This window comes from Streptomyces sp. NPDC111628 (assembly GCF_055635195.1).
Genome location: NZ_JBVKBZ010000001.1, coordinates 1,215,937 through 1,237,726 on the forward strand (window position 1 = coordinate 1,215,937; position 21,790 = coordinate 1,237,726).

The 21,790-nt window shown below is 71.9% G+C and carries 17 protein-coding genes; 7 read left to right on the top strand and 10 right to left on the bottom strand.

Annotated elements, in window-relative coordinates:
• Positions 1 to 71 precede the first annotated feature (71 nt).
• The 4 genes from ACZ7MF_RS05955 to ACZ7MF_RS05970 all read right to left on the bottom strand — a co-directional run bounded on the left by ACZ7MF_RS05955 (position 72) and on the right by ACZ7MF_RS05970 (position 6,874).
• Positions 72 to 3,920, bottom strand: coding sequence for a multifunctional oxoglutarate decarboxylase/oxoglutarate dehydrogenase thiamine pyrophosphate-binding subunit/dihydrolipoyllysine-residue succinyltransferase subunit (locus ACZ7MF_RS05955; RefSeq protein WP_471474738.1), 3,849 nt, complete (start codon positions 3,918 to 3,920; stop codon positions 72 to 74).
• A gap of 283 nt (positions 3,921 to 4,203) precedes the next feature.
• Positions 4,204 to 5,331 (bottom strand): sensor histidine kinase, encoded by a 1,128-nt coding sequence (locus ACZ7MF_RS05960; protein WP_361004268.1) that lies wholly within the window; start codon positions 5,329 to 5,331, stop codon positions 4,204 to 4,206.
• Positions 5,328 to 6,062 carry a response regulator transcription factor gene (locus ACZ7MF_RS05965; protein ID WP_003973686.1) on the bottom strand — a complete coding sequence of 245 codons (735 nt, stop codon included), beginning with the start codon at positions 6,060 to 6,062 and terminating at the stop codon, positions 5,328 to 5,330. Before ACZ7MF_RS05965 ends, ACZ7MF_RS05960 begins: the two co-directional genes overlap by 4 nt.
• 113 nt (positions 6,063 to 6,175) lie before the next feature.
• Positions 6,176 to 6,874: a spermidine synthase family protein gene (locus tag ACZ7MF_RS05970; protein WP_471474739.1), complete on the bottom strand. Its 699-nt coding sequence runs from the start codon at positions 6,872 to 6,874 to the stop codon at positions 6,176 to 6,178.
• 179 nt (positions 6,875 to 7,053) lie between these two features.
• Between ACZ7MF_RS05970 and lon the strand changes: the two genes are divergently transcribed.
• Entirely contained in the window at positions 7,054 to 9,477 is a 2,424-nt protein-coding gene (gene lon, locus ACZ7MF_RS05975) for an endopeptidase La (RefSeq protein WP_471474741.1), read from the top strand.
• A 76-nt stretch (positions 9,478 to 9,553) separates the two neighbouring features.
• Here the strand turns inward: lon and ACZ7MF_RS05980 are convergent, their stop codons facing one another.
• A complete protein-coding gene (locus ACZ7MF_RS05980) occupies positions 9,554 to 10,381 on the bottom strand; it encodes a lysozyme (RefSeq protein ID WP_471474742.1) in 828 nt (275 codons plus the stop codon).
• A gap of 259 nt (positions 10,382 to 10,640) precedes the next feature.
• Between ACZ7MF_RS05980 and ACZ7MF_RS05985 the strand changes: the two genes are divergently transcribed.
• Positions 10,641 to 11,135: a MarR family winged helix-turn-helix transcriptional regulator gene (locus ACZ7MF_RS05985; protein WP_356856768.1), complete on the top strand. Its 495-nt coding sequence runs from the start codon at positions 10,641 to 10,643 to the stop codon at positions 11,133 to 11,135.
• Between the two features lie 57 nt (positions 11,136 to 11,192).
• Here ACZ7MF_RS05985 and ACZ7MF_RS05990 read toward each other — a convergent pair whose 3' ends face one another.
• Positions 11,193 to 11,984 carry a hypothetical protein gene (locus ACZ7MF_RS05990; RefSeq protein WP_471474743.1) on the bottom strand — a complete coding sequence of 264 codons (792 nt, stop codon included), beginning with the start codon at positions 11,982 to 11,984 and terminating at the stop codon, positions 11,193 to 11,195.
• A gap of 452 nt (positions 11,985 to 12,436) precedes the next feature.
• On the opposite strand from ACZ7MF_RS05990, the gene ACZ7MF_RS05995 reads away from it, so the two are divergent.
• The 5 genes from ACZ7MF_RS05995 to ACZ7MF_RS06015 are packed head-to-tail and all read left to right on the top strand — an operon-like array spanning position 12,437 to position 18,260.
• Positions 12,437 to 15,358, top strand: coding sequence for a sensor histidine kinase (locus tag ACZ7MF_RS05995; RefSeq protein WP_471474745.1), 2,922 nt, complete (start codon positions 12,437 to 12,439; stop codon positions 15,356 to 15,358).
• A complete protein-coding gene (locus ACZ7MF_RS06000; protein ID WP_471474746.1) occupies positions 15,355 to 15,885 on the top strand; it encodes a roadblock/LC7 domain-containing protein in 531 nt (176 codons plus the stop codon). Before ACZ7MF_RS05995 ends, ACZ7MF_RS06000 begins: the two co-directional genes overlap by 4 nt.
• The gene (locus ACZ7MF_RS06005) at positions 15,882 to 16,331 is read left to right on the top strand and encodes a DUF742 domain-containing protein (protein WP_356856776.1); all 450 of its coding nucleotides are present in this window, start codon (positions 15,882 to 15,884) and stop codon (positions 16,329 to 16,331) included. Before ACZ7MF_RS06000 ends, ACZ7MF_RS06005 begins: the two co-directional genes overlap by 4 nt.
• Positions 16,312 to 16,953 (top strand): GTP-binding protein, encoded by a 642-nt coding sequence (locus ACZ7MF_RS06010; protein WP_356856778.1) that lies wholly within the window; start codon positions 16,312 to 16,314, stop codon positions 16,951 to 16,953. The genes ACZ7MF_RS06005 and ACZ7MF_RS06010 overlap by 20 nt, the downstream gene beginning before the upstream one ends.
• 44 nt (positions 16,954 to 16,997) lie before the next feature.
• The gene (locus ACZ7MF_RS06015) at positions 16,998 to 18,260 is read left to right on the top strand and encodes a styrene monooxygenase/indole monooxygenase family protein (protein ID WP_471474748.1); all 1,263 of its coding nucleotides are present in this window, start codon (positions 16,998 to 17,000) and stop codon (positions 18,258 to 18,260) included.
• Between the two features lie 154 nt (positions 18,261 to 18,414).
• Here ACZ7MF_RS06015 and ACZ7MF_RS06020 read toward each other — a convergent pair whose 3' ends face one another.
• From ACZ7MF_RS06020 to ACZ7MF_RS06035, 4 genes are all read right to left on the bottom strand, one after another.
• Positions 18,415 to 19,563, bottom strand: a complete 1,149-nt coding sequence (locus tag ACZ7MF_RS06020; protein ID WP_471474749.1) for a C40 family peptidase — start codon at positions 19,561 to 19,563, stop codon at positions 18,415 to 18,417.
• Positions 19,564 to 19,666: 103 nt separating this feature from the next.
• Positions 19,667 to 19,990 carry a hypothetical protein gene (locus ACZ7MF_RS06025; RefSeq protein ID WP_471474751.1) on the bottom strand — a complete coding sequence of 108 codons (324 nt, stop codon included), beginning with the start codon at positions 19,988 to 19,990 and terminating at the stop codon, positions 19,667 to 19,669.
• Between the two features lie 49 nt (positions 19,991 to 20,039).
• Positions 20,040 to 20,693, bottom strand: coding sequence for a TetR/AcrR family transcriptional regulator (locus ACZ7MF_RS06030; protein ID WP_471474752.1), 654 nt, complete (start codon positions 20,691 to 20,693; stop codon positions 20,040 to 20,042).
• Between the two features lie 52 nt (positions 20,694 to 20,745).
• The gene (locus tag ACZ7MF_RS06035; RefSeq protein ID WP_471474754.1) at positions 20,746 to 21,684 is read right to left on the bottom strand and encodes an AurF N-oxygenase family protein; all 939 of its coding nucleotides are present in this window, start codon (positions 21,682 to 21,684) and stop codon (positions 20,746 to 20,748) included.
• Positions 21,685 to 21,790: the final 106 nt, after the last annotated feature.

A 21,790-nucleotide genomic window follows, 5' to 3' on the forward strand; every position in this document is an offset into this window, starting at 1 on the left:
CGAAGGGCCCGGCTCCGGAGAGTCTCCGGAGCCGGGCCCATCGAGGTGCGGCCGTGGTCGGCGGCAGAGGCTCAGGCCTCGAACACCTCACGCATCAGCTGCTCCTGCTCGGCCTGGTGCCGCTTGGCGGAACCGACGGCCGGGGACGAGCCGTGCGGCCGCGAGATGCGGCGCAGGCGCTCACCGTGCGGGACGTCGGCGCCGACCGCCAGGTCCAGGTGGTCGATCAGGTTGAGCGCGATGAACGGCCAGAAGCCCTGGTTCGCCGGCTCCTCCTGGGTCCACAGGTACTTCTCGGCGTTCGGGTACTTGGCGATCTCCGCCTGGAGCTCGGCACCCGGCAGCGGGTACAGGCGCTCGATGCGGAGGATGGCCGTGTCCGTCGCGCCGCGCTTCTTCCGCTCGGCGTCGAGGTCGTAGTAGACCTTGCCGGAGCAGAAGACGACCTTCTTGACGGCGGCCGGGTCGACCGAGTCGTCGCCGATGACCGGGCGGAACTGGCCCGTCGTGAACTCCTCCGCCTTCGAGGCCGCCGCCTTGAGGCGCAGCATCGACTTCGGGGTGAAGACCACCAGCGGCTTGTGGTGCGGGTTGTGCACCTGCCACCGCAGGAGGTGGAAGTAGTTCGACGGCAGGGTCGGCATCGCGACCGTCATGTTGTTCTGCGCGCACAGCTGGAGGAAGCGCTCCGGCCGGGCCGAGGAGTGGTCCGGGCCCTGGCCCTCGTAGCCGTGCGGCAGCAGGAGCGTGACGCCGGAGGTCTGGTTCCACTTCTGCTCGGCCGAGGAGATGAACTCGTCCACGACCGTCTGCGCGCCGTTGACGAAGTCGCCGAACTGCGCCTCCCACATCACCAGCGCGTCCGGGCGGGCCAGCGAGTAGCCGTACTCGAAGCCCATCACCGCGTACTCGGAGAGCAGGGAGTTGTAGACGTTGTACCGGGACTGGTCCTCGGACAGGTAGAGCAGCGGCGTGAACTCGTCGCCGGTCTCACGGTCGATGACGACCGCATGGCGCTGGCCGAAGGTGCCGCGCTGCGAGTCCTGGCCGGTCAGCCGGACCGGCACGCCGTCCAGCAGGAGGGAGCCGACGGCGAGGGTCTCGCCCATGCCCCAGTCGATGGTGCCGTCCTCGACCATCGCCGCGCGGCGCTGCAGCTGCGGCAGCAGCCGCGGGTGCACGGTGATGTGGTCGGGGATGTTGACCTGGGACTCGGCGATGCGCTTGACGGTCTCCGCGCTGATCGCGGTGTTCACGGCGACCGGGAACTCCGCCTGCGGCTCCGAGGGCTCCGCGGCCGCCGGCTGGGAGACGGCCTCGCGGACCTCGGTGAAGACCTTCTCCAGCTGGCCCTGGTAGTCCTGCAGCGCCTGCTCGGCCTCTTCCAGGGTGATGTCGCCGCGACCGATGAGGGACTCGGTGTACAGCTTGCGCACCGAGCGCTTCTTGTCGATCAGGTCGTACATCAGCGGCTGGGTGAAGGCCGGGTTGTCGGTCTCGTTGTGACCGCGGCGGCGGTAGCAGATGAGGTCGATCACCACGTCCTTGTTGAACGCCTGGCGGAACTCGAAGGCGAGCCGCGCGACGCGGACCACGGCCTCCGGGTCGTCGCCGTTCACGTGGAAGATCGGGGCCTCGATCATGCGGGCCACGTCGGTGGCGTACATCGAGGAGCGCGAGGACTCCGGGGCGGCGGTGAAGCCGACCTGGTTGTTGATGACGACGTGGACCGTGCCGCCGGTGCGGTAGCCGCGCAGCTGCGACATGTTCAGGGTCTCGGCGACCACGCCCTGGCCCGCGAAGGCCGCGTCGCCGTGGATCGCCACCGGCAGGACGGTGAAGTCCGTGCCGCCCTTGTTGATGATGTCCTGCTTGGCGCGCGAGACGCCCTCCAGGACCGGGTCCACCGCCTCCAGGTGCGAGGGGTTGGCGACCAGCGAGACCGCGATCTGCTCGCCGTCCAGGCCGGTGAAGGTGCCCTCGGCGCCCAGGTGGTACTTCACGTCGCCGGAGCCGTGCATCGACTTCGGGTCGAGGTTGCCCTCGAACTCGCGGAAGATCTGCGCGTACGACTTGCCGACCACGTTCGCCAGCACGTTCAGCCGGCCGCGGTGGGCCATGCCGATGACGACCTCGTCCAGGCGGGACTCGGCCGCCGAGTCGATGACCGCGTCGAGCAGCGGGATGACGGACTCGCCGCCCTCCAGGGAGAACCGCTTCTGGCCGACGTACTTGGTCTGCAGGAACGTCTCGAACGCCTCGGCGGCGTTCAGCCGGCGCAGGATGCGCAGCTGCTCCTCGCGCTCCGGCTTGGTGTGCGAGCGCTCGATGCGGTCCTGGATCCACTTGCGCTGCTTCGGGTCCTGGATGTGCATGAACTCGATGCCGGTGGTGCGGCAGTACGAGTCGCGCAGCACGCCGAGGATGTCGCGCAGCTTCATCAGGGACTTGCCGGCGAAGCCGCCGACGGCGAACTCGCGCTCCAGGTCCCACAGGGTGAGCCCGTGCTCGGTGATGTCCAGGTCGGGGTGCTTGCGCTGCTGGTACTCCAGCGGGTCGGTGTCGGCCATGACGTGGCCGCGCACCCGGTAGGAGTGGATCAGCTCGAAGACGCGGGCGGCCTTGGTGACGTCGTCGTCGTGCGAGGCGTCGATGTCCTTGAGCCAGCGGACCGGCTCGTAGGGGATGCGCAGCGCCTTGAAGATCTCGTCGTAGAAGCCGTTCTCGCCGAGCAGCAGGTTGGCGACCTGGCGGAGGAACTCGCCGGAGGCGGCGCCCTGGATGACCCGGTGGTCGTAGGTCGACGTGAGCGTCATGACCTTCGAGATGCCGAGCTTGTTCAGGGTGTCCTGGCTGGTGCCCTGGAACTCCGCCGGGTAGTCCATGGAGCCGACGCCCAGGATGACCGACTGGCCGGGCATCAGGCGCGGCACGGAGTGGACGGTGCCGAGGCCGCCGGGGTTGGTCAGGGAGACCGTGACGCCGGTGAAGTCGTCCATCGTCAGCTTGTTGTCACGCGCGCGACGGACGATGTCCTCGTAGGCCTGCCAGAACTCGAAGAAGTTCAGCGTCTCGGCCTTCTTGATCGCCGCGACGACCAGCTGGCGGTCGCCGTTGGGCTTGACCAGGTCGATGGCGAGGCCGAGGTTGATGTGGGCCGGCTTGACCAGGGTCGGCTTGCCGTCCTTCTCGCCGAACGAGTGGTTCATCGTCGGCATGGCCTTGATGGCCTGCACCATCGCGTAGCCGATCAGGTGCGTGAAGGAGATCTTCCCGCCCCGGGCGCGCTTGAGGTGGTTGTTGATGACGATGCGGTTGTCGAACAGCAGCTTCACCGGGACCGCGCGCACGGACGTGGCCGTGGGCAGCTCCAGCGAGGCGTTCATGTTCTTCGCGACCGCGGCGGCCGGGCCGCGCAGGGTGACCAGCTCCGGGCCCTCGGGGGCGGCGTCGGCGTCCTTGGCGGGCGCGGCGGCCTTCGCCTGGGGCTTGGCGGCCGGCTTGGCCGGCGCGGCGGCGGGCTTGGTGGCCGGCGCGGCGGCGGGCTTGGTGGCCGGCGCGGCGGCGGGCTTGGTGGCCGGCGCGGCCGGAGCCGCGGGGGCGGCAGCGGCGGGCTTCGCGGGAGCGGGCGCCGGGGCGGCGGCCTGCGCCTGCGGGGCGGCGGCGGCCGGTGGCGTGCTGCCGGCGTCCGTGGTCACGGTGCCGGCGGCGGTCGGGGTGGCCGCCGCGCCGGGCTTGTAGTCGGCGAAGAAGTCCCACCAGGCTCGGTCCACGGAGTTCGGGTCCTGGAGGTACTGCTGATAGATCTCGTCGACGAGCCACTCATTGGCACCGAACGCGGCCGCGGGGTTCTTTCCCGCGGTGCCCGCTTGGTCGGTGTCGGTCGAGATGCTCGAGTTACTGGGGGACTGTGGCGACACGGCGAGAACCGCCCTCTTCCGCTTCTTCACAAGATGGTGGACAGCGGGAATCAAGGCTACGCCTACCGACCCCGGAAGGTCAGACTGGGCCCGTTCATCGTCGCGTAAGTCACATCGCAGACCGCGTTTCGGCGCTGGAAATGGCGGGAAACAAGCGAGGTTCTGCTGCGTGAGGGATCGGGAGGCCGCGGCCCGGCGCCTCTCCAGCGCGGGCCTGTGCCTGATCACACGTGTCCGCCAGCGCGGATCCAGTGGATCTTGACGCTCCGTTTCGAACCCTACGTCAACCGGACGTCGACGGCAGGCCCGGAAGAGTGATGAGGATCCGGCAGCCCCGCTCGGATTCGGCCACCCCGATCCGGCCGCCGTGCAGATCCACCGCCCAGCGCGCGATCGCGAGGCCCAGACCGGTGCCGCCGTCGCTGCCCGGACCGTGCGGCCGCGACACCGAGCCCCGGTTGAACCGCTCGAACACCCGGCGCCACTCCGAGCGCGGAATGCCGGGTCCTTCGTCGAGAACCTCCAGCTCAAGGGATTCCGGCAGCTCGCCGCGGCGCGCCCGCACCGTCACCCGGCCGTGCGGCGGGCTGTGCTTGACGGCGTTGTCGATCAGGTTGGCGACGACCTGGTGGATGCGCTCGGGGTCGGCGTGCGCGGTCAGCTCCGGCGGGAAGACGTCCAGGGCCAGGTGCACGTCGGTGCGGGTGTGGCTGCCGGACCCCGAGGCGATGCCCGCACGCGCGGAGGCGACCATGTTGGCCTCCTTCAGCACGCCCGACAGGTACGGCCACACCTCGAAGCGCCGCTTGCGCAGCGGTATGACGCCGTTGTCCAGGCGGGAGAGGTCAAGGAGCGTCTCCACCAGCCGGCCGAGCCGCTCGGTCTGCCCGAGCGCCGTGCGCATGGTCTCCGGGTCGGCCTCGGTGATGCCGTCGACGATGTTCTCCAGCACCGCGCGCAGGCCCGCGATCGGGGTGCGCAGCTCGTGCGAGACGTTCGCCACCAGCTCCTTGCGCTGGAGGTCCTGGGCCTCCAGGTCGTCGGCCATGCGGTTGATCGTGACGGCCAGGGCGCCCAGCTCGTCGCGGCGGTTCTCGCGCACCCGGCGGGTGTAGTCGCCGTGCGAGATGGACCGGGCCACCGCGTTCATCTCGTCCAGCGGCGCGGTCAGCGAGTGGGCCACGAACTGCGTGATCAGCAGCGTGGCGATCATCGAGAAGACCGTGATGAAGCGCAGCTCCGTCTTGGTGTGCACCGCTATCACCGACAGGCCGGTGGTGATCAGCACCGACGTGACGACCAGCGCGCCCAACTTGGTCTTGATCGAGAACGGGCGCACGCCGCCCCAGGACTCCCCGGCGGTCCGAGGGCCGGAGCTCCTCCGGGCGGCTTCCCGTCCTCCGCTGCTCATGGCGTCGGTGTCTCCAGGGCGTAGCCCACGCCGTGCACGGTACGGATGCGCTCGGCGCCGATCTTCCGGCGCAGCGCCTTGATGTGACTGTCCACGGTCCGGGTGCCCGAGGCGTCGGCCCAGTCCCACACCTCGGCGAGCAGCTGCTCGCGGGAGAGCACCGCGCGGGGGGTGTTCGCCAGGCAGACCAGCAGGTCGAACTCGGTGGGGGTGAGGTGGACGTCCTCGCTGCGCACCCGCACCCGGCGCTGTGCGTGGTCGATCTCCAGCTCGCCCAGGCGCAGGATGCCGCTGCGGGGCGTCGACGCGGCCACCACGGCCCGCTCGACCCGGCGCAGCAGCACGTGCACGCGGGCGGCCAGCTCGCGCATCGAGAACGGCTTGGTCATGTAGTCGTCGGCGCCCACGCCGAGGCCGACCAGCATGTCCGTCTCGTCGTCGCGCGCGGTGAGCATCAGCACCGGCACCGGCCGCTGGGCCTGCACGCGCCGGCAGACCTCCAGGCCGTCGAAGCCGGGCAGCATGATGTCGAGGATCAGCAGGTCGGGCTGCCAAGCCTCGGCCGTGTCGACGGCGGACGGACCGTCGCCCGCCGTTTGCACCAGGAACCCTTCGGCGCGCAGGCGGGTCGCGATGGCGTCCACGATCGTCTGATCGTCCTCGACCACCAGCACCCGGCGCTGGGCGCCCTGGGTGGCCGTGCCGTTGTGGGAGGTCTGTGTCTGCTCCATCGCCCGCCCCTGAGGTGTGCTTTCCGGAATCCGTGGGGTGATCCCATGACTGCGCTTGACGCTTGAATGATCCGCGTCAGAGCAGCAGCGTACGGGGAGTCACCGCGCCTTTGCTATCCAGGCCCGACGCCGATGTGCACGACGTCCGGAACGCCCCGGGCAACGGGGATCTCTTCGGTACGCACCTGTTGGAAACCGGCATTACGCAAGGTTTCTTCGAATTCCGGAGAGGGCTGCGCAGACCATACGGCAAGCACCCCGCCGGGCCTCAACAGCCGTGCGCAGCCCGCCAGTCCGGACGGCGCGTACAGCCCGTCGTTGCCCTCGGTGACGGTCCAGCCGGGGCCGTTGTCGATGTCCAGGCACAGGGCGTCGTACGTGTCGGATGTCTCATTGACGTACGCGACCAGGTCCGCCTCGACGATCTTCGTGCGCGGATCGGCCAGCGCGTCGGCGGAGAGCGCGGCCAGCGGTCCGGATCGGTGCCAGTCGATGACGGCGCCCTCGCGCTCGACGACCGCGATCCTGCCCCAGCGGGGGTCGGCGGCCGCGTGTGCCAGGGAGAAGCCGACCCCGAGACCGCCGATGAGCAGGTGCGGAGCGGTCCGTCCGCCGGAGGCGGCCAGCGCGTCGGCCGCCACGTCGACCAGGCGCCGCTCCGAACGCCCGTCGGAGGTGTCCATCAGGAAACAGCCGTTCGCGATGATCTGCAGCAACGTCCCGTGCCGGCGCAGGACCACCTCGCCGTACGGACCCTCGCGGCGGTCCAGCACCTCGGGCGCGTCGGGGGAGTCGTGGGTAGTGTGGGGCATCGGCCCATCCTGGCACCCGCCCCGGCGGAGGAATGCCCGCCGGTACGACGGTGCTGTCCCCAGAGGCGGGACGTACCTCTCGGAGCTTGATCGCTCAGAGCGAACACGGCCGGGGGAACAATCCGGGGCTCCCTTTCATTGAGTCGATGTAACTCAACTTGACTGCCGAAGGGGAGATCATGGCTGCTGAGTCCGCCGCCTTCACACCGCTCACCCTGCCCGTGCTGCCGCTCGACGACGAAGTGGTCCTGCCCGGCATGGTCGTCCCCCTGGACCTGAGCGACGCCGAGGTACGGGCCGCGGTGGAGGCCGCCCAGGCCGCCGCCAGGTCCGAGCCCGGCAAGCCCCGCGTCCTCCTCGTCCCGCGCATCGACGGCGCCCACGCCGCCACCGGCGTGCTCGGCACGGTCGAGCAGGTCGGCCGCCTGGCCGACGGCGACCCCGGCGCCCTGATCCGTGGCCGGGGCCGGGTGCGCATCGGCGCCGGCACCACCGGCCCGGGCGCCGCGCTCTGGGTCGAGGGCACCCGGGTCGACGAGACCGTTCCCGATCCTCTGCCCGGCCAGGTCGCCGAGCTGGTGAAGGAGTACAAGGCCCTCGCCACCGCCTGGCTGCGCAAGCGCGGCGCCTGGCAGGTCGTCGACCGCGTCCAGGCCATCGACGACGTGTCCGCGCTCGCCGACAACTCCGGATACTCGCCGTTCCTGACCACCGAGCAGAAGGTCGAGCTGCTGGAGACCGCCGACCCGGTCGCCCGTCTCAAGCTCGCCACCCAGCAGCTGCGCGACCACCTCGCCGAGCAGGACGTCGCCGAGACCATCGCCAAGGACGTCCAGGAGGGCGTCGACAAGCAGCAACGGGAGTTCCTGCTGCGCCGCCAGCTCGATGCCGTCCGCAAGGAGCTGCGCGAGATCAACGGCGAGCAGGACGGCGAGGAGTCCGACGACTACCGCACCCGCGTGGAGGCCGCCGACCTGCCCGAGAAGGTCCGCGAGGCCGCGCTCAAGGAGGTCGACAAGCTGGAGCGGTCCTCCGACCAGTCGCCCGAGGGCTCCTGGATCCGCACCTGGCTCGACACGGTCCTGGAGATGCCGTGGAGCGAGCGCACCGAGGACGCCTACGACATCCAGGGCGCCCAGGCCGTGCTCGACGCCGAGCACGCGGGCCTGGAGGACGTGAAGGAGCGCATCACCGAGTACCTGGCCGTGCGCAAGCGGCGCGGCGACCGGGGCCTCGGCGTGGTCGGCGGCCGGCGCGGCGGTGCCGTACTGGCCCTGGTGGGCCCGCCCGGCGTCGGCAAGACCAGCCTCGGCGAGTCCGTCGCCCACGCGATGGGCCGCAAGTTCGTCCGGGTCGCCCTCGGCGGCGTCCGCGACGAGGCCGAGATCCGCGGCCACCGGCGTACGTACGTCGGCGCGCTGCCCGGCCGGATCGTGCGGGCGATCAAGGAGGCGGGGTCCATGAACCCGGTCGTCCTGCTCGACGAGATCGACAAGGTGGGCTCCGACTTCCGGGGCGACCCGGCCGCGGCCCTGCTGGAGGTCCTCGACCCGGCTCAGAACCACACCTTCCGGGACCACTACCTGGAGGTCGAGCTGGACCTGTCCGACGTGGTCTTCCTGGCCACCGCCAACGTCCTGGAGGCCATTCCGGAGGCCCTGCTCGACCGCATGGAGCTGGTCCGCCTGGACGGCTACACGGAGGACGAGAAGGTCGTCATCGCCCGTGACCACCTGCTCCCGCGCCAGCTGGAGCGGGCCGGACTGGACGCGGACGAGGTCACCGTCGACGAGGGCGCCCTGCGCAAGCTGGCCGGCGAGTACACCCGCGAGGCGGGCGTGCGCACCCTGGAGCGGTCCATCGCGCGGCTGCTGCGCAAGGTGGCGGCCCAGCACGAACTGGGCGAGCGGGAACTGCCGTTCACCGTCACCGAGACCGACCTGCGCGGTCTGATCGGGCGGCCGCACCACGTGCCCGAGTCCGCCCAGGACCCGGCCGAGCGGCGCACCGCGGTGCCCGGCGTGGCCACCGGCCTCGCGGTCACCGGAGCGGGCGGCGACGTCCTGTACGTCGAGGCCTCGCTGGCCGACCCGGAGACGGGCGCGGCGGGACTGACCCTGACCGGTCAGCTGGGCGACGTGATGAAGGAGTCGGCGCAGATCGCGCTGAGTTTCCTGCGCAGTCACGGCGCCGAGCTGGAGCTGCCGGTGGGCGACCTCAAGGACCGGGGAGCGCACATCCACTTCCCGGCGGGCGCGGTCCCCAAGGACGGCCCGAGCGCAGGCGTCACCATGACCACGGCCCTCGCCTCGCTCCTGTCGGGCCGGCTGGTGCGCACCGACGTGGCGATGACCGGCGAGGTCTCGCTGACCGGCCGCGTCCTGCCGATCGGCGGGGTCAAGCAGAAGCTGCTCGCCGCGCACCGGGCGGGGATCACCACGGTGATCATCCCCAAGCGCAACGAGCCCGACCTGGACGACGTCCCGGCCCAGGTGCTGGACAAGCTCGACGTCCACGCCGTCACCGACGTCCGCCAGGTGCTGGAACTGGCGCTCGCACCGGCGACCAACGGTGCGGAGCGTGAGGTTCCGGTCGCGGCGTGACGGACGCGGCCGGATGAGGAAAGGGGACGGCCCGGACTCCGTGCGGAGTCCGGGCCGTCGCCGTACGCGTGGTGCGTCAGCCGTTCGCGAGCGCCTGGACGCGGTCCAGCGCGCCGTTGAACTTGTTGTGGTCACCGACCGTCGGACCGGACGACGTGTACTGCCACATCGTGTAGTAGCCCCAGCCGGCCGGCAGCGTACCCACCGTCGAGGCGTACCGGGCGATCCACAGCGGGTTGTTGGCGGCGAAGCCGCCGTAGTTGCCGGTGCACTGGGTCCACCAGCTGGTGGCCGTGTAGATCACGGCGTCCCGGCCGGTACGGGCCTTGTACGTGTTCAGGAAGTCGCGGATCCAGGAGACCATCCCGCTCTGCGACTTGCCGTAGCAGGTGGCACCGTACGGGTTCCACTCGATGTCGAGCGCGCCCGGCAGCGTCTTGCCGTCCCTGGACCAGCCGCCGCCGTGGTCGACGAAGTAGTTGGCCTGGGTGGCGCCGCTCGTCGTGTCCGGGGTGGCGAAGTGGTAGGCGCCCCGGATCATGCCGACGTTGTAGGAGCCGTTGTACTGCTGGGCGAAGTAGGGGTTCGTGTAGTACGTCCCCTCGGTGGCCTTGGCGTAGGCCCACTTGACTCCGCTGTTCCACAGGGTCGACCAGGCGACGTTGCCCTGGTGGCTGGAGACGTCGACGCCCTCGGTCTGGGCCGCGCGGCCCGGGACGGGGGTGCCGTGTTCGCCGTCGTGGGCCGCGACGCCCATGCCCATGTGGGCGGAGCCGCGGGCCGGGACGTCCGCGGACGACGCGGCGTCGGCGGGAAGGGTGAACACGAGGGAGAACGCGGCGAGCAGGATCCCGGTGACGGCGAACCGCCGTCCGCGGGCCGATCCGGATCTGTGCACGAGCATGACGTGCCTCCGATGGCTCGGTGGTGCTCGGTGGGGGATGCGCGAGTGGGGAGAACCCCTGGATGGCACGAGGATGGCGTGCGCATGCCATTCGGAGGTCCGGTGAAGACTCTACGCACGTAGAAACACTGGGTGGAAGAGGCCCGGGAGCCGCCGTTGGTCTAAGCCTGCGAAATACTTGGCGAGCTGCGGCGATGGCGGCCCGTGGCGGAAACTTTCAGGACCGGAAAAACCGGAAAAAGGCGAGGCAGGGGCTGACGTGCACGAAGACGGGAACGGTGGCGGTCGCGGAGGCGAATCCCGCCTGTCCGGCAGTGGTGTGAACCAACCGGAGTTCCTGGCCCTGGAGCGGGAGTTGACCGTCCTGCTGCGGCGGGCCCGGGCCAACCAGGGCGAGATGGCGCGGGAGGTCCACCCCGACCTGGAGTCGTCCGCATACGGCCTGCTCGTCCGGCTCGGCGAGTGCGGCGGCCAGCGGGCCACCGACCTCGCCGCCTTCATCGGCGTCGGCAAGGCCACCATGTCCCGCCAGCTGCGCGCCCTGGAGGAACTCGGGCTCGTCGCCCGCGAGCCCGACCCCGCCGACGGCCGGGCCTGGCTGGTCACCCTGACCCCGGAGGGCCAGGAACGCGTCGGCCGGGTCCGGGAGGCCCGCCGCGCCCGGTACGCCCGGCGGCTCGCCGACTGGGACCCGCGCGAGGTGACGGAACTGGCCAGGCTGCTGCACGAACTCAACCGGGGGATGGAGAAGTAGGACCGGCGCCGCCCGTCCGTCTCGCGCCCCGTCGCACGGCCCGTCGCACGGCCCGGCTCACAACTCGGCGTAGACCACCGTCGCGTCGTCGTGCGTCTTGCTGCGCCCGAGGAACGCCCTGCCGTCCGCCGCGTCCGCGCGCTCCAGCTCCCGCACCCGGTCCACCAGTGCCTGCGCGCCCTGCTTGCGGACCAGCGCCAGACAGTCCCCCCAGTCGCCCTCCCCGAACTTCTCCACCCACCGTGCGGCCCCGTCCGTGAGCGCCGCCAGCGTCCGCACCGCACCGCGCGGCAGCACCCCCGTCACGGCGCGCGCCGCCACCCCGGGGTCGGCCGCGGCCGTGAAGAAACCGCCCTCCTTGTTGCGCAGCCCGGCGTCGATCGCCGCGTCGCTCACGAGGGCCGAGCGGGGCAGCCGGGCCAGCCGGTCGTCCAGGACGGGGGTGAGGGTCCCGTCGGGCGCCTCCAGCAGGAGGGCGGAGTCGGACAGGACCAGGTACTCGACGGAGGCCGCGGACCAGCGCGCGAGGACCACGGTTGCCTGCGGTGTGCGCGGGTGAGAAAGGTCACAGGTTTCCGCGTGTGCCGCCGCGGTACGTGCGAGGGCGCGGGACAGGGCCTCGGCGAGGGGAAGATCCGGGAGTGAAACGGTCAGTTCGGTCAGCGCCCCACCCAGGCGCGCCGTGAACCAGGGCACGGAATGCAGACACCCCGTCGCGGTCCGTGGCGGCGTCACACCGTCAAGGACGACGAGTGAACCACCCTGCCCCGAGGCGGGTAGTCCGACACTCGCGAAGTCCTCGTTGGGCTGGTCGGCGAGGCCTGGTTCCGAGACGAGTTCCGTACGCATCCGGCCAGTCTGCACGACCCCTTCACAGCGTCCGCAAAAGGCTGGCACCTTCCTCGGGTTCTCCCGGAACCGAGGCGGCGACGCAGGTCAGACGCCGGATTTGGGGTGGAATTCCAGGCTCCGGCGGCGCGTGGCGGCACATAGTGCCACCGCCCGTCGCAGACGTCCAACCGGCTCGCCGGGCAACCGTGCGGCACGCGCCAGGGGAACTTGCTCCCCAACTCCCCTCCGGGGTTCACTCCTTCGGGTGGCGGGTCGGACGATGCGCGCTCTCCGCCCACCGGCACTGGGAGGGTCGGGAACCGGTGGGGGACTGCCCCGCTCACGCGGTCTCCCCGCCCGACGCGCTGCCGGCGGCCGGGGAACAGCCCAGCGCCCGGCAGTGGGTGCACGCGCCCCCGGCCGGCCAGTTGACGGAGCGCCACCCGGGCCCACGGGTACACGAGTCAGGAATGCGAGCACCGGTGCAGAAGACGCGGCCTCGTCGCACAGGCAAGCAGACGGCCCCCGTGGGGAGCGCGGAGCGCGCCCCCGGTAGTACCTCCACCCCTCCGCAGCCGCCGGAGGCTCCCGTCGGCAGGGGCCGCGCCACCCACGTACGCAACCGCCTCATCGTCGCGGTGGCCGTCGTGGCAGCCGCCGTCGCCGGGGCCGGAGCTCCCTCGGTCGTGGCCGCCTCCGGGCAACTGCACGACTCCCAGGAGCTGGTGACGCTCGCCGAGCAGACCCAGGGCGCGCTGACCCTCGCCCACTCCCTCGCCGACGAGCGCGACGAGGTCACCCCCTACATCGCGGCCGGCCGCCCCAAGTCGAAGGCGCCCTCCGAGCAGCGCAGTGCCCGCGTCGACCGCCAGGTGGAGGAGCTGCGTGCCGACACCGACACGCCCGCGTCCCTGCGCGAGGACCTCGACGCCGTCGCCGCACTGCGCCGCGCCGCTCTCACCGGCAAGAGCACCGCGCTTCAGGCCCACCAGGCGTACTCGGAGGCGATCACCGAACTCCACGCCCTGGCCGAGAAGCTGGGCGAGGAGATGCCGCCCCGCGCGGGCTCCGGCGCGTACGCCCTGGCCGAGCTGGACACCGCCGTCCAGCAGGCCGCCGCCACCCGCGGCCTGCTGCTGGCGGCCCTGAACGTGCCGAGCACCACCGAGACCGTCATCGACCCGGTCACCGGCCTGCCCACCGAGACGACCACCTCCTCGGACGCCGACGCCGAGCAGCGCGACGCCCTCGCCGCCGCCGCCCAGCAGGCCCGGGTGCGCTCCGACGCGGCCCTCGCCGACTTCCGCGAGGGCGCTCCCAAGGAGGCGCGGAGCAGCTTCGACGCCACCGTCGCCGGGCCCGAGGTCAACTCGGCCGAGAAGTACCTCGCCGGTCTCACCGACGAGCCGACGCTCTCCGACCGCGATCTCGGCACCAGCACCAAGCGGCTGGACGCGGCGCTCTCCGCCCGCGTCGACGCGATGCGCGGTGCCGAGTCCGCCCTGTACGAGAAGCGCGTCGAGGCCCTGGAGCAGCTGCGCGACGACGACGTCACCGCGCTGGAGGTCCGGATCGCCGTCCTCGGCGCCCTGATCCTGCTCGCCGTCGGCATCGCCACCGCCCTGGCCCGCACCCTCACCCGCCCGCTGTCGGTGCTGCGCCGCGGCTCGGCCCGGCTGGCCGGGGCGGAGGACCCGACGACCGAGGAGGCGGTCGCCTTCACCGGCCGCAACGACGAGTTCGCGCAGGTCGTGCGCTCCGTCAACGCGCTGCACACGCATGCCGCCACGCTCGCCGGACGGGTCGCCACGCTGGAGTCCGACCGCAAGCACCTGGTCGGCCAGCGGCAGAAGATGGCCGACGCCCGCGAGGAGCTGCGCACCGAACTCGCCGAGTCCGCCGCCCAGCTGGAGGTGGTGCGCAAGAGCATCGGCTCCACCTTCGTCAACCTCGCACTGCGCACCCTCGGCCTCGTCGAGCGGCAACTCGCCGTCATCGAGGGCCTGGAGGAGCGCGAGCAGGACCCGGACCGCCTCGCCACCCTGTTCAAGCTCGACCACTTCGCCACGGTCATGCGCCGGCACAGCGAGAACCTCCTCGTCCTCGCCGGCACCGAGCACGTCCAGCACAGCGCCTCACCGGTGCCGCTGGTCGACGTGGTCCGGGCGGCGGTCAGCGAGATCGAGCGGTACGAGCGGGTGCGCATCGCCGCGCTGCCGCCGCACGCGCACGTGGCCGGGTTCGCCGCCGACGACCTCTCCCACCTGCTGGCCGAGCTGATGGAGAACGCCACCTCCTTCTCGCCGCCGGACCTGCCCGTCGAGGTCTCCGGCTGGCTCCTGGAGAACGGCGAGGTGATGCTCTCCGTCCAGGACGAGGGCATCGGCATGGCCACCGAACGCCTCCAGCGGCTCAACGCCCGCCTCACCGACTTCGACCCGGACGCGCCGTACGACCAGGAGGGCGAGGACGGTCTCGGGCTCGGCCTCTACGTCGTCGCCCGGCTCGCCCACCGGCACGGGGCGCGGGTACGGCTGCGGGAGCAGAAGCAGGGCGGGGTGGCGGCCGTCGTCGTCCTGCCGAGCCCGCTGCTGGCCGCCGCCCCGCCGGCCGCGCTGGCCCCGACCGTGCCGGTGTCCGACGGCACCGGCACCTTCTCCCTGCCCGGCGCCGACGCAGAGGCCAACTCCAACGTCCTGCACGGGCGGGCGGAGAAGGCGGAGCGGCCGGAACAGGGCACCGGGACGGAGGCCGGCCCGGACCCCGAGCCCGGCACCGACCCGCTGGTCGCCTCGGCGGAGGAAGCCGTACGCCGTGCCGAGGCGGACGCGTCCCACGCGGACACGCCGCAGACTCCGGAACCGGACGAACGCGAGGACCCGGCCGGGTCGGCCGCCCCGGAACCCGCGCGGGAGACGGAGTCCTCCCAGGACGGCCCCGCGCCCGGCAGCGACCTCCCCGACGACGCCACGATGGCCCTCTTCCTCCCGGCCCTGGCGGACCCGGAGCCCGGGCCGGAGCCCGGCACCGACCCGTACGCCATCGGCCCCGACGCCCACGACCGCACGCCGGACGAGGGCACCGGGCAGGCAGGGGACGCCGACCGGACCGAGGGCGCCGAGTCCGCCGAACCCGTCACCGAGAAGGGCCTGCCCAAGCGGACCCCGAAGCTCACCACCCCCGCCGCGGTGCCGCGTCCGCGCACCTCGGGTTCCGTCGACGCCGACGCACTCCGTCGACGCCTGGGCGGATTCCGTCGCGGGGCGGAGGCCGGCCGCCGGGACGTCGAGGCGGAGATCGCCGACCGCACCGGGCAGAACCGGACGCCGGACGCCGGGGCGGACACAACCGAAGAAGCCACGGGGGGCACCGTCGAGGAGGCAAGCAGTTGACCGCGCCCAGTACGTTCGGACTGAGCAGTGAGGCCCGCAATCTCCACTGGCTGCTGACCAACCTCGTCGAGGAGGTGCCCGGCATCCGGTCGGTCGCCGTGGTCTCCTCCGACGGGCTCCTGCTCCTGTCCTCCGACCCCGGCCGCAACGAGGAGGCCCGGCAGGCCCGCGAGACGCCCCGGGCGGGCCCGCGCGGCTCCGCCGCCGACCTCGCCACCGTCGTCTCCGGCGTGGGCAGCCTGACCGTCGGCGCCGCCCGGCTGATGGACTTCGGCCCGGTGAAGCACACGATGGTCGCCATGGACGAGGGCAGCCTGTTCGTGATGTCGATCAGCGACGGCTCGCTGCTCGGCGTGCACGGCTCCGCGGAGTGCGACATGAGCGTGGTGGCGTACCACATGGCCCTCTTCGTCGGCCGCGCCGGCCACGTCCTGACCCCCGAACTCCGCACCGAACTGCGCAAGTCCCTGGAGCCCGAGCCGTCTGATTCGTCCGTGTCGTCCCAGCCGACGGGGAGCGCCCGATGAGCAGCAGTCCCAAGCCCGGGAAGAACGGCCGGGGGCACCTCCCCGTCCGCGGCGCCGACCGCAAACCGGCCCGGGTACGCCCCTACTCGCTCACCGGCGGCCGCACCCGCTTCGGTCACGTCCTGCTCGTCGAGACGTTCGTCGGCGCCACGGCGGGCACCGCCGCGCTCGAAGCCGCCGAGGAGCGCAAGGAACTGACGAACGGCGGTCTCACCTCCCGCGTGATGCCGGAGATGCGGGCCATCGTCGAACTGTGCCGCCGTATGCGTACGGTGGCCGAGATCGCCGCGCTGCTGAAGATGCCGCTCGGCGTGGTCCGGGTGCTCCTCAGCGACCTGGCGGACCAGGGAAAGATCCGTGTGTACGGCACCGGGACCGGCCACGGCACGGGCCGCCCGGACCGCGCTCTGCTCGAAAGGGTGCTCAGTGGACTCCGTCGTCTCTGACGCCGCCGCGTTCGGCGTCCCCCCGCTCGTCGACACCGACGGGCCCGTACAGCCCTGGCAGACCGATCCCACCCGCGCGCCGGTCGCCACGAAGATCGTCGTCGCGGGAGGGTTCGGTGTCGGCAAGACCACGCTGGTCACCGCCGTCTCCGAGATCACGCCCCTGCAGACCGAGGCGCTGATGACCGAGGCGAGCGAGGAGACCGACGACCTCACCGCCACCCCGGGCAAGCTCACCACCACCGTGGCCATGGACTTCGGCCGCATCACGCTCGACGACGACCTGGTGCTCTACCTGTTCGGCACCCCGGGCCAGCAGCGGTTCTGGTTCATGTGGGACGACCTGGTGCGCGGCGCGATCGGTGCCGTCGTGCTGGCCGACACGCGCCGCCTGAAGGACTGCTGGCCCGCGCTGGACTACTTCGAGAGCTGCGGACTGCCGTACGTCGTCGCGGTCAACCACTTCGACGGCAGTGAGTTCTTCGAGGCGGAGGACGTGCGGGAGGCGTTGACGATCCCGGCGCACATACCTGTCATGATCATGGATGCGCGCCGTCGGATCTCGGCCATCGAGACCCTCTTGTCCCTCGTGGGCCACGCGCTCGACGAAACACCCGAGTAGACGAACCCTCGTCCAGACGCCCTCGACCAGGAGACGGAAACCGCATGCGGAAGATACTCGTCGTCGGAGCCGGCCAGTCCGGCCTCCAGCTCGCCCTCGGCCTGCAGTCGCACGGCTACGAGGTCACCCTGATGTCCAACCGGACCGCGGACGAGATCCGCACCGGCCGGGTCATGTCGACGCAGTGCATGTTCCACACGGCACTCCAGCACGAGCGCGATCTCCAGCTGAACTTCTGGGAGTCCCAGGCCCCGAAGATCGAGGGACTCGGCGTCTCGGTGGCCGCCCCCGGCTCCTTCGACCCGGGCCCCTCGCAGCGCGCGATCGACTGGCTCGGACACCTGGACGGCTTCGCGCAGTCGGTCGACCAGCGGGTGAAGATGGCCGGCTGGATGGAGACCTTCGCCCAGCGCGGCGGCCAGCTGGTCATCCACGGCGCGGCCGTCGGCGACCTCGACTACTTCTCCCGCGCCTACGACCTCGTCCTGGTCTCGGCGGGCAAGGGCGAGCTGGTCCAGATGTTCGGCCGGGACGCGGAGAGGTCGCCGTACAGCGAGCCGCAGCGCGCCCTCGCCGTCGCCTACGTCCACGGGATGGGCCCGCGACCCGAGCACTCGGAGACGGAGGCCGTGCGCTGCAACCTGGTGCCCGGCGTCGGCGAGATGTTCATCATGCCGACGTTCACCACCTCCGGCCGCGCCGACATCCTGTTCTGGGAGGGCATACCCGGCGGCCCGCTGGACGCCTTCAAGGACGTCAAGGACCCGGCGGAGCACCTCTCCCTGACCCTGGAACTCATGGAGAAGTTCCTCCCCTGGGAGTACGCGCGGGCCACCAAGGTCGAACTGACCGACGCCGGCGGCACCCTGGCCGGCCGCTACGCCCCCACGGTCCGCAACCCCGTCGGCCGCCTCCCCGGCGGCGGACTCGTCCTCGGTGTGGCCGACGTGGTCGTCGCCAACGACCCGATCACCGGCCAGGGCTCCAACTCCGCGTCCAAGTGCGCCGCCTCCTACCTCGCCTCGATCATCGAGCACGGCGACCAGGAGTTCGACGAGACCTGGATGCGGCAGGCCTTCGACCGCTACTGGGAGACCGCCCAGCACGTCACCAAGTGGACCAACGCCATGCTGGCCCCGCCGCCGGAGCACATCCTGAACCTGTTCGGCGCGGCGACGCAGCTCCAGCCCATCGCCGACCGCTTCGCCAACGGCTTCAACGACCCGTCCGACTTCGAGAACTTCTTCTACGACCCGGCGAAGACCGAGGGCTACCTGGCAGAGGTCTCGGGCGCAGCGGGCGCGTAGGGCCTCCGGCGGCCGGGCGGGGGACCACCCGGCGGGCACGCGGCACGACGGCACCGGCGCGCGGATTCCGCCGCCTCCTGCGGACGCGGACACACCCGCGGAGCGCCTCGGCTCGGCCGTCGTTCCGGAGTCCGCCGTGCGCGGGGTCCGTGAGTCACCGGGTGGGCCCCGCGGCCGCGTACCCCCGGTCCGACCCGTCCGTCGCCCCCGCGGGGAGCCGCGGTGGTGTGTAGCGCCGTACCGGCTCCCCGCCGGGGTCGGGGCGTACGGCGCCGAGGACCGGGTTGGCGGCGATCGGCGACACCTTGACGTCGGCGCCGGGGCGGGGCGCCTGGACGACCAGGCCGTCGCCGAGGTACATCGCCACGTGGGTGGCCTCGGGGAAGTACACGACCAGGTCACCGGGGCGCAGCTCGTCCAGCGGCACGTGGTCGAGGCGGGCCCACTGCTCCTGGCTGGTGCGCGGGATCGGTGTCCCGGCCCGCTCCCAGGCCACGGAGGTCAGCCCCGAGCAGTCGTACGACGCCGGGCCCTCGGCGCCCCACTCGTACGGCTTGCCGAGCTGCTCCACCGCGAAGCGCACCGCACTCTCGCCCCCGGCGGACGGCTCGGCGTCGTCGCCGAGCGCGCCGGACGCCAGGAACCGCTCCTGTTCCTCGGCGACCCCGCTCTTCTCCAGCTCCGCCAGGGCGGCCAGCTGCTCGGGGGTGAGGGAGGCGAGCAGCTCCTCGACGGCGCGCAGCCGTTCGCGCACGCCGTCCCGTTCCCGCTCCTGGCGCTCGGCGAGGGCGGCCTGCCGGGTCAGGGCCGCACGGGCCCGCCCGGCCAGCTCGTCGGCCTTCTTCGTGTCGCCGGTCAGCCGCCCCACCGTCTCGGCCCGCTCCTGGGAGAGCCTGCCGATCACATGCCCCTGGTCGAGGGCGTGCTGCGGGTCGCGGGCGAGCAGCAGCCGCAGATAGGGGGAGAGGTCGCTGCTGTTCTGGTACTGCTGCCGGGCGAGGCGCCCGGCCGCGCCGCGGCTGTCCCGCAACGACAGCCGGGTCCGGGTCAGTTCGGCGTTCAGCCGCAGCACCCGGGCACGCTGCTGCTTCAGCCGCTCCTCGGTGCCGTTGTAGGTCTCGGTGGCCTGCTCCGCCTCCCGGTACAGCCGCTGAAGGTCCGTCAGCAGTCCGGCCACGGTGCGGTCGCCGGCCGCCCCCTCGGCGGGGCCGGGTCCGGGTTCGGCCGCGGCGGGCACGGGCGCGAGGACGATCCCGGCCGCGAGCGCCGCCGTACACACCAGACGCAGAAGTCTTCCTGACACGCCATCACCTCCGCTGCGGGGCGGCGGGTCCGCTCCGCACGGTGAGCATGTGGCGGGTCGGCGGGGTTCGCGCGCCGAGTGTGCGCGGATCGGCGCAACGGGGTCACCCGTCCGCGTCGTCCGGCTTGCCACCCGGCGTGGCGTCTGGATCGGCGGCCGCCGGGCGCTCCGGTTTCGACCAGGGCCACTTCCGGCCGGAGCCCGTCTCGCCCTCCGGGGTGTACGTGTACTTCCAGCGGGCGAACCGCAGCCCGCCCCGGGAGTCCCGCGGCACGCGCCGGTAGACGAGCACCGTGGGCGGGCCGCCGTCCGGGTCCGGCACGGGGATGCGGTACGTCTTCGGCGGGTGCCCGGTCATGCCGACCAGGACGGGAAGCACACGTCCGTCCATGGGGCCGCCCTCGAAGGGGGTGTCTTCGCTCTTCACGGCTCCAGTGTCGGTGATCGGCGCCCCGGTGCCGGAGGCCGCGCCCGGGTCAGAGGTCCGCCGCCAGCACCTCGACCAGCGTCGCGGTCTGCGGGTCGCGGCGGGCGGTGACCGTCAGTACGGCGAGGAACTGCTCCACCAGCCAGTCCCGCAACTCGTCGAAGGGCGGCTGCTTCTCCTCGTCCAGCCAGATCAGCGAGGCCGCCTCCACCGCCGTGATCCACATCCGGACGGTCATCCGCAGCCGGGGGCCGGGCTCGGTGACGTCCAGGTGGCGCATGATGTGGTCGGCGGCGGCCCGGCGCACGCCGTCCACGATGCCCGAGGTCTGCGAGGTCTCGACCACGCTGCCGCCGCGCAGCAGGGCGCTGAAACCGGTGTCGTGCTCGTCGACGAAGGTGAGGTAGCGGTCCAGGGCGCGGGAGAGCCGGGCCAGCAGCGGGCCCTCGCGGGGCTCGTCGAAGCAGAGCCGCAGCTCGTCGGCGGCGGAGCTGAGCGCGGCCTCGTACAGCTGCTGCTTGCCGCCGGGGAAGTACCGGTACACCAGCGGCCGCGAGACCCCCGCCTGCTCGGCGACGTCGTCCAGGGAGACCTCCTCCGGGGGCCGGTGCGCGAAGAGGGCGAGCGCCGCCTCCAGCAACTGGACGCGGCGCTCCTCCACGCTGAGGCGGCGGTAGGCGGGGGTGGAGGCCTGCGGATTCATGTCCGCAGGGTAACTGGGGGGCGGGGTGCGTAGCCCGGCGTTGCGGAGCGGCCTACGCCAGCAGGCCCGAGGACCGCCACAGCCTGCGGCCGGCGCCGCGCAGGACGCCGATGTCGTCCAGGAAGTCGGTCAGGCGCTTCGCGCCGGTCTGCATGATCTCCTTGCGGTGGCCGCTGGCCTGGACCTGGGCCAGGGCCTCCCGCTTGTCCAGGCCGACGTTCGTGTAGACCTCGGGGTTGATGAAGGCCTTGGAGAAGACGCGGGCGAACTCGCCGGAGGTGACCCGGGTGAACTCCTGCGACCACTTCGGGGCCGTCACCATCTGCCGGCGCAGCTCCTCACGGGCGTACCGCACGTGCCGGGCCTCCTCCACGACGTGGATGCGCGTGACGCCCCGGATCAGCGGCTGGACCCGCTCGTCCGGGAAGGTCAGGCGCTGCATCCAGTCCAGGACCTCCTCGCCGAGGAGCGTGGCGGTGAAGGAACCGGGGGTGGTGGAGATCGTCTTGAACAGGCGCCCCAGCTGCTGGTGGGCCGGGCTCACCGGGTACCACGGGGTCTCCCCTCGCGATATCAGCCGGGCGAACATCTTCGAGTGCCGGCACTCGTCCTCGATCTCGGTGAGCGCGTAGCGCACGTGGGCGCTCGTCGCCGCCTTGTCGTAGATGTGCCGGACCAGGAGCTGCATCAGGATCAGCTCGAACCAGATGCCGAGCGAGGCCAGCGCGGCGGCCTCGTGCTGGGAGAGCGCGATGCGCTGCTCCTCGCTCATCCGCTGCCACATCGGCGTGTCGTACAGCGACACCAGCTCCGGCGGCCAGAACCACTTGCCGTCCTCGAACGGCGCGTCCCAGTCCAGCTCCTTGTCCGGGTCGAAGGAGTGCTTGGCGGACGAGTCGAGCAGCCGTTCGGCCACCTGCTCCCGGTCCTTGAGCAGGCCGAGCGCGTCGCGCAGGCCCTCGAGCGCGTCGGCTTCCGTCAGCGTCGTCATGGCTGTGTCCCACCTCGTCGAACGGATCGTGTTACCCGCGGTCACTCCAGCGTGCCGGTTCTTATGAGACTGCTTGTCAGTAAGCTCGTCAATCCCCTGCGCGCAA

Bases quoted from the DNA above. Each gene is read 5' to 3' on its own strand.
- ACZ7MF_RS05960 (WP_361004268.1), bottom strand. From the start codon at position 5,331: ATGAGCAGCGGAGGACGGGAAGCCGCCCGGAGGAGCTCCGGCCCTCGG.
- ACZ7MF_RS05965 (WP_003973686.1), bottom strand. From the start codon at position 6,062: ATGGAGCAGACACAGACCTCCCACAACGGCACGGCCACCCAGGGCGCC.
- ACZ7MF_RS05970 (WP_471474739.1), bottom strand. From the start codon at position 6,874: ATGCCCCACACTACCCACGACTCCCCCGACGCGCCCGAGGTGCTGGAC.
- lon (WP_471474741.1), top strand. From the start codon at position 7,054: ATGGCTGCTGAGTCCGCCGCCTTCACACCGCTCACCCTGCCCGTGCTG.
- ACZ7MF_RS05980 (WP_471474742.1), bottom strand. From the start codon at position 10,381: ATGCTCGTGCACAGATCCGGATCGGCCCGCGGACGGCGGTTCGCCGTC.
- ACZ7MF_RS05990 (WP_471474743.1), bottom strand. From the start codon at position 11,984: ATGCGTACGGAACTCGTCTCGGAACCAGGCCTCGCCGACCAGCCCAAC.
- ACZ7MF_RS05995 (WP_471474745.1), top strand. From the start codon at position 12,437: ATGCGAGCACCGGTGCAGAAGACGCGGCCTCGTCGCACAGGCAAGCAG.
- ACZ7MF_RS06005 (WP_356856776.1), top strand. From the start codon at position 15,882: ATGAGCAGCAGTCCCAAGCCCGGGAAGAACGGCCGGGGGCACCTCCCC.
- ACZ7MF_RS06015 (WP_471474748.1), top strand. From the start codon at position 16,998: ATGCGGAAGATACTCGTCGTCGGAGCCGGCCAGTCCGGCCTCCAGCTC.
- ACZ7MF_RS06030 (WP_471474752.1), bottom strand. From the start codon at position 20,693: ATGAATCCGCAGGCCTCCACCCCCGCCTACCGCCGCCTCAGCGTGGAG.
- ACZ7MF_RS06035 (WP_471474754.1), bottom strand. From the start codon at position 21,684: ATGACGACGCTGACGGAAGCCGACGCGCTCGAGGGCCTGCGCGACGCG.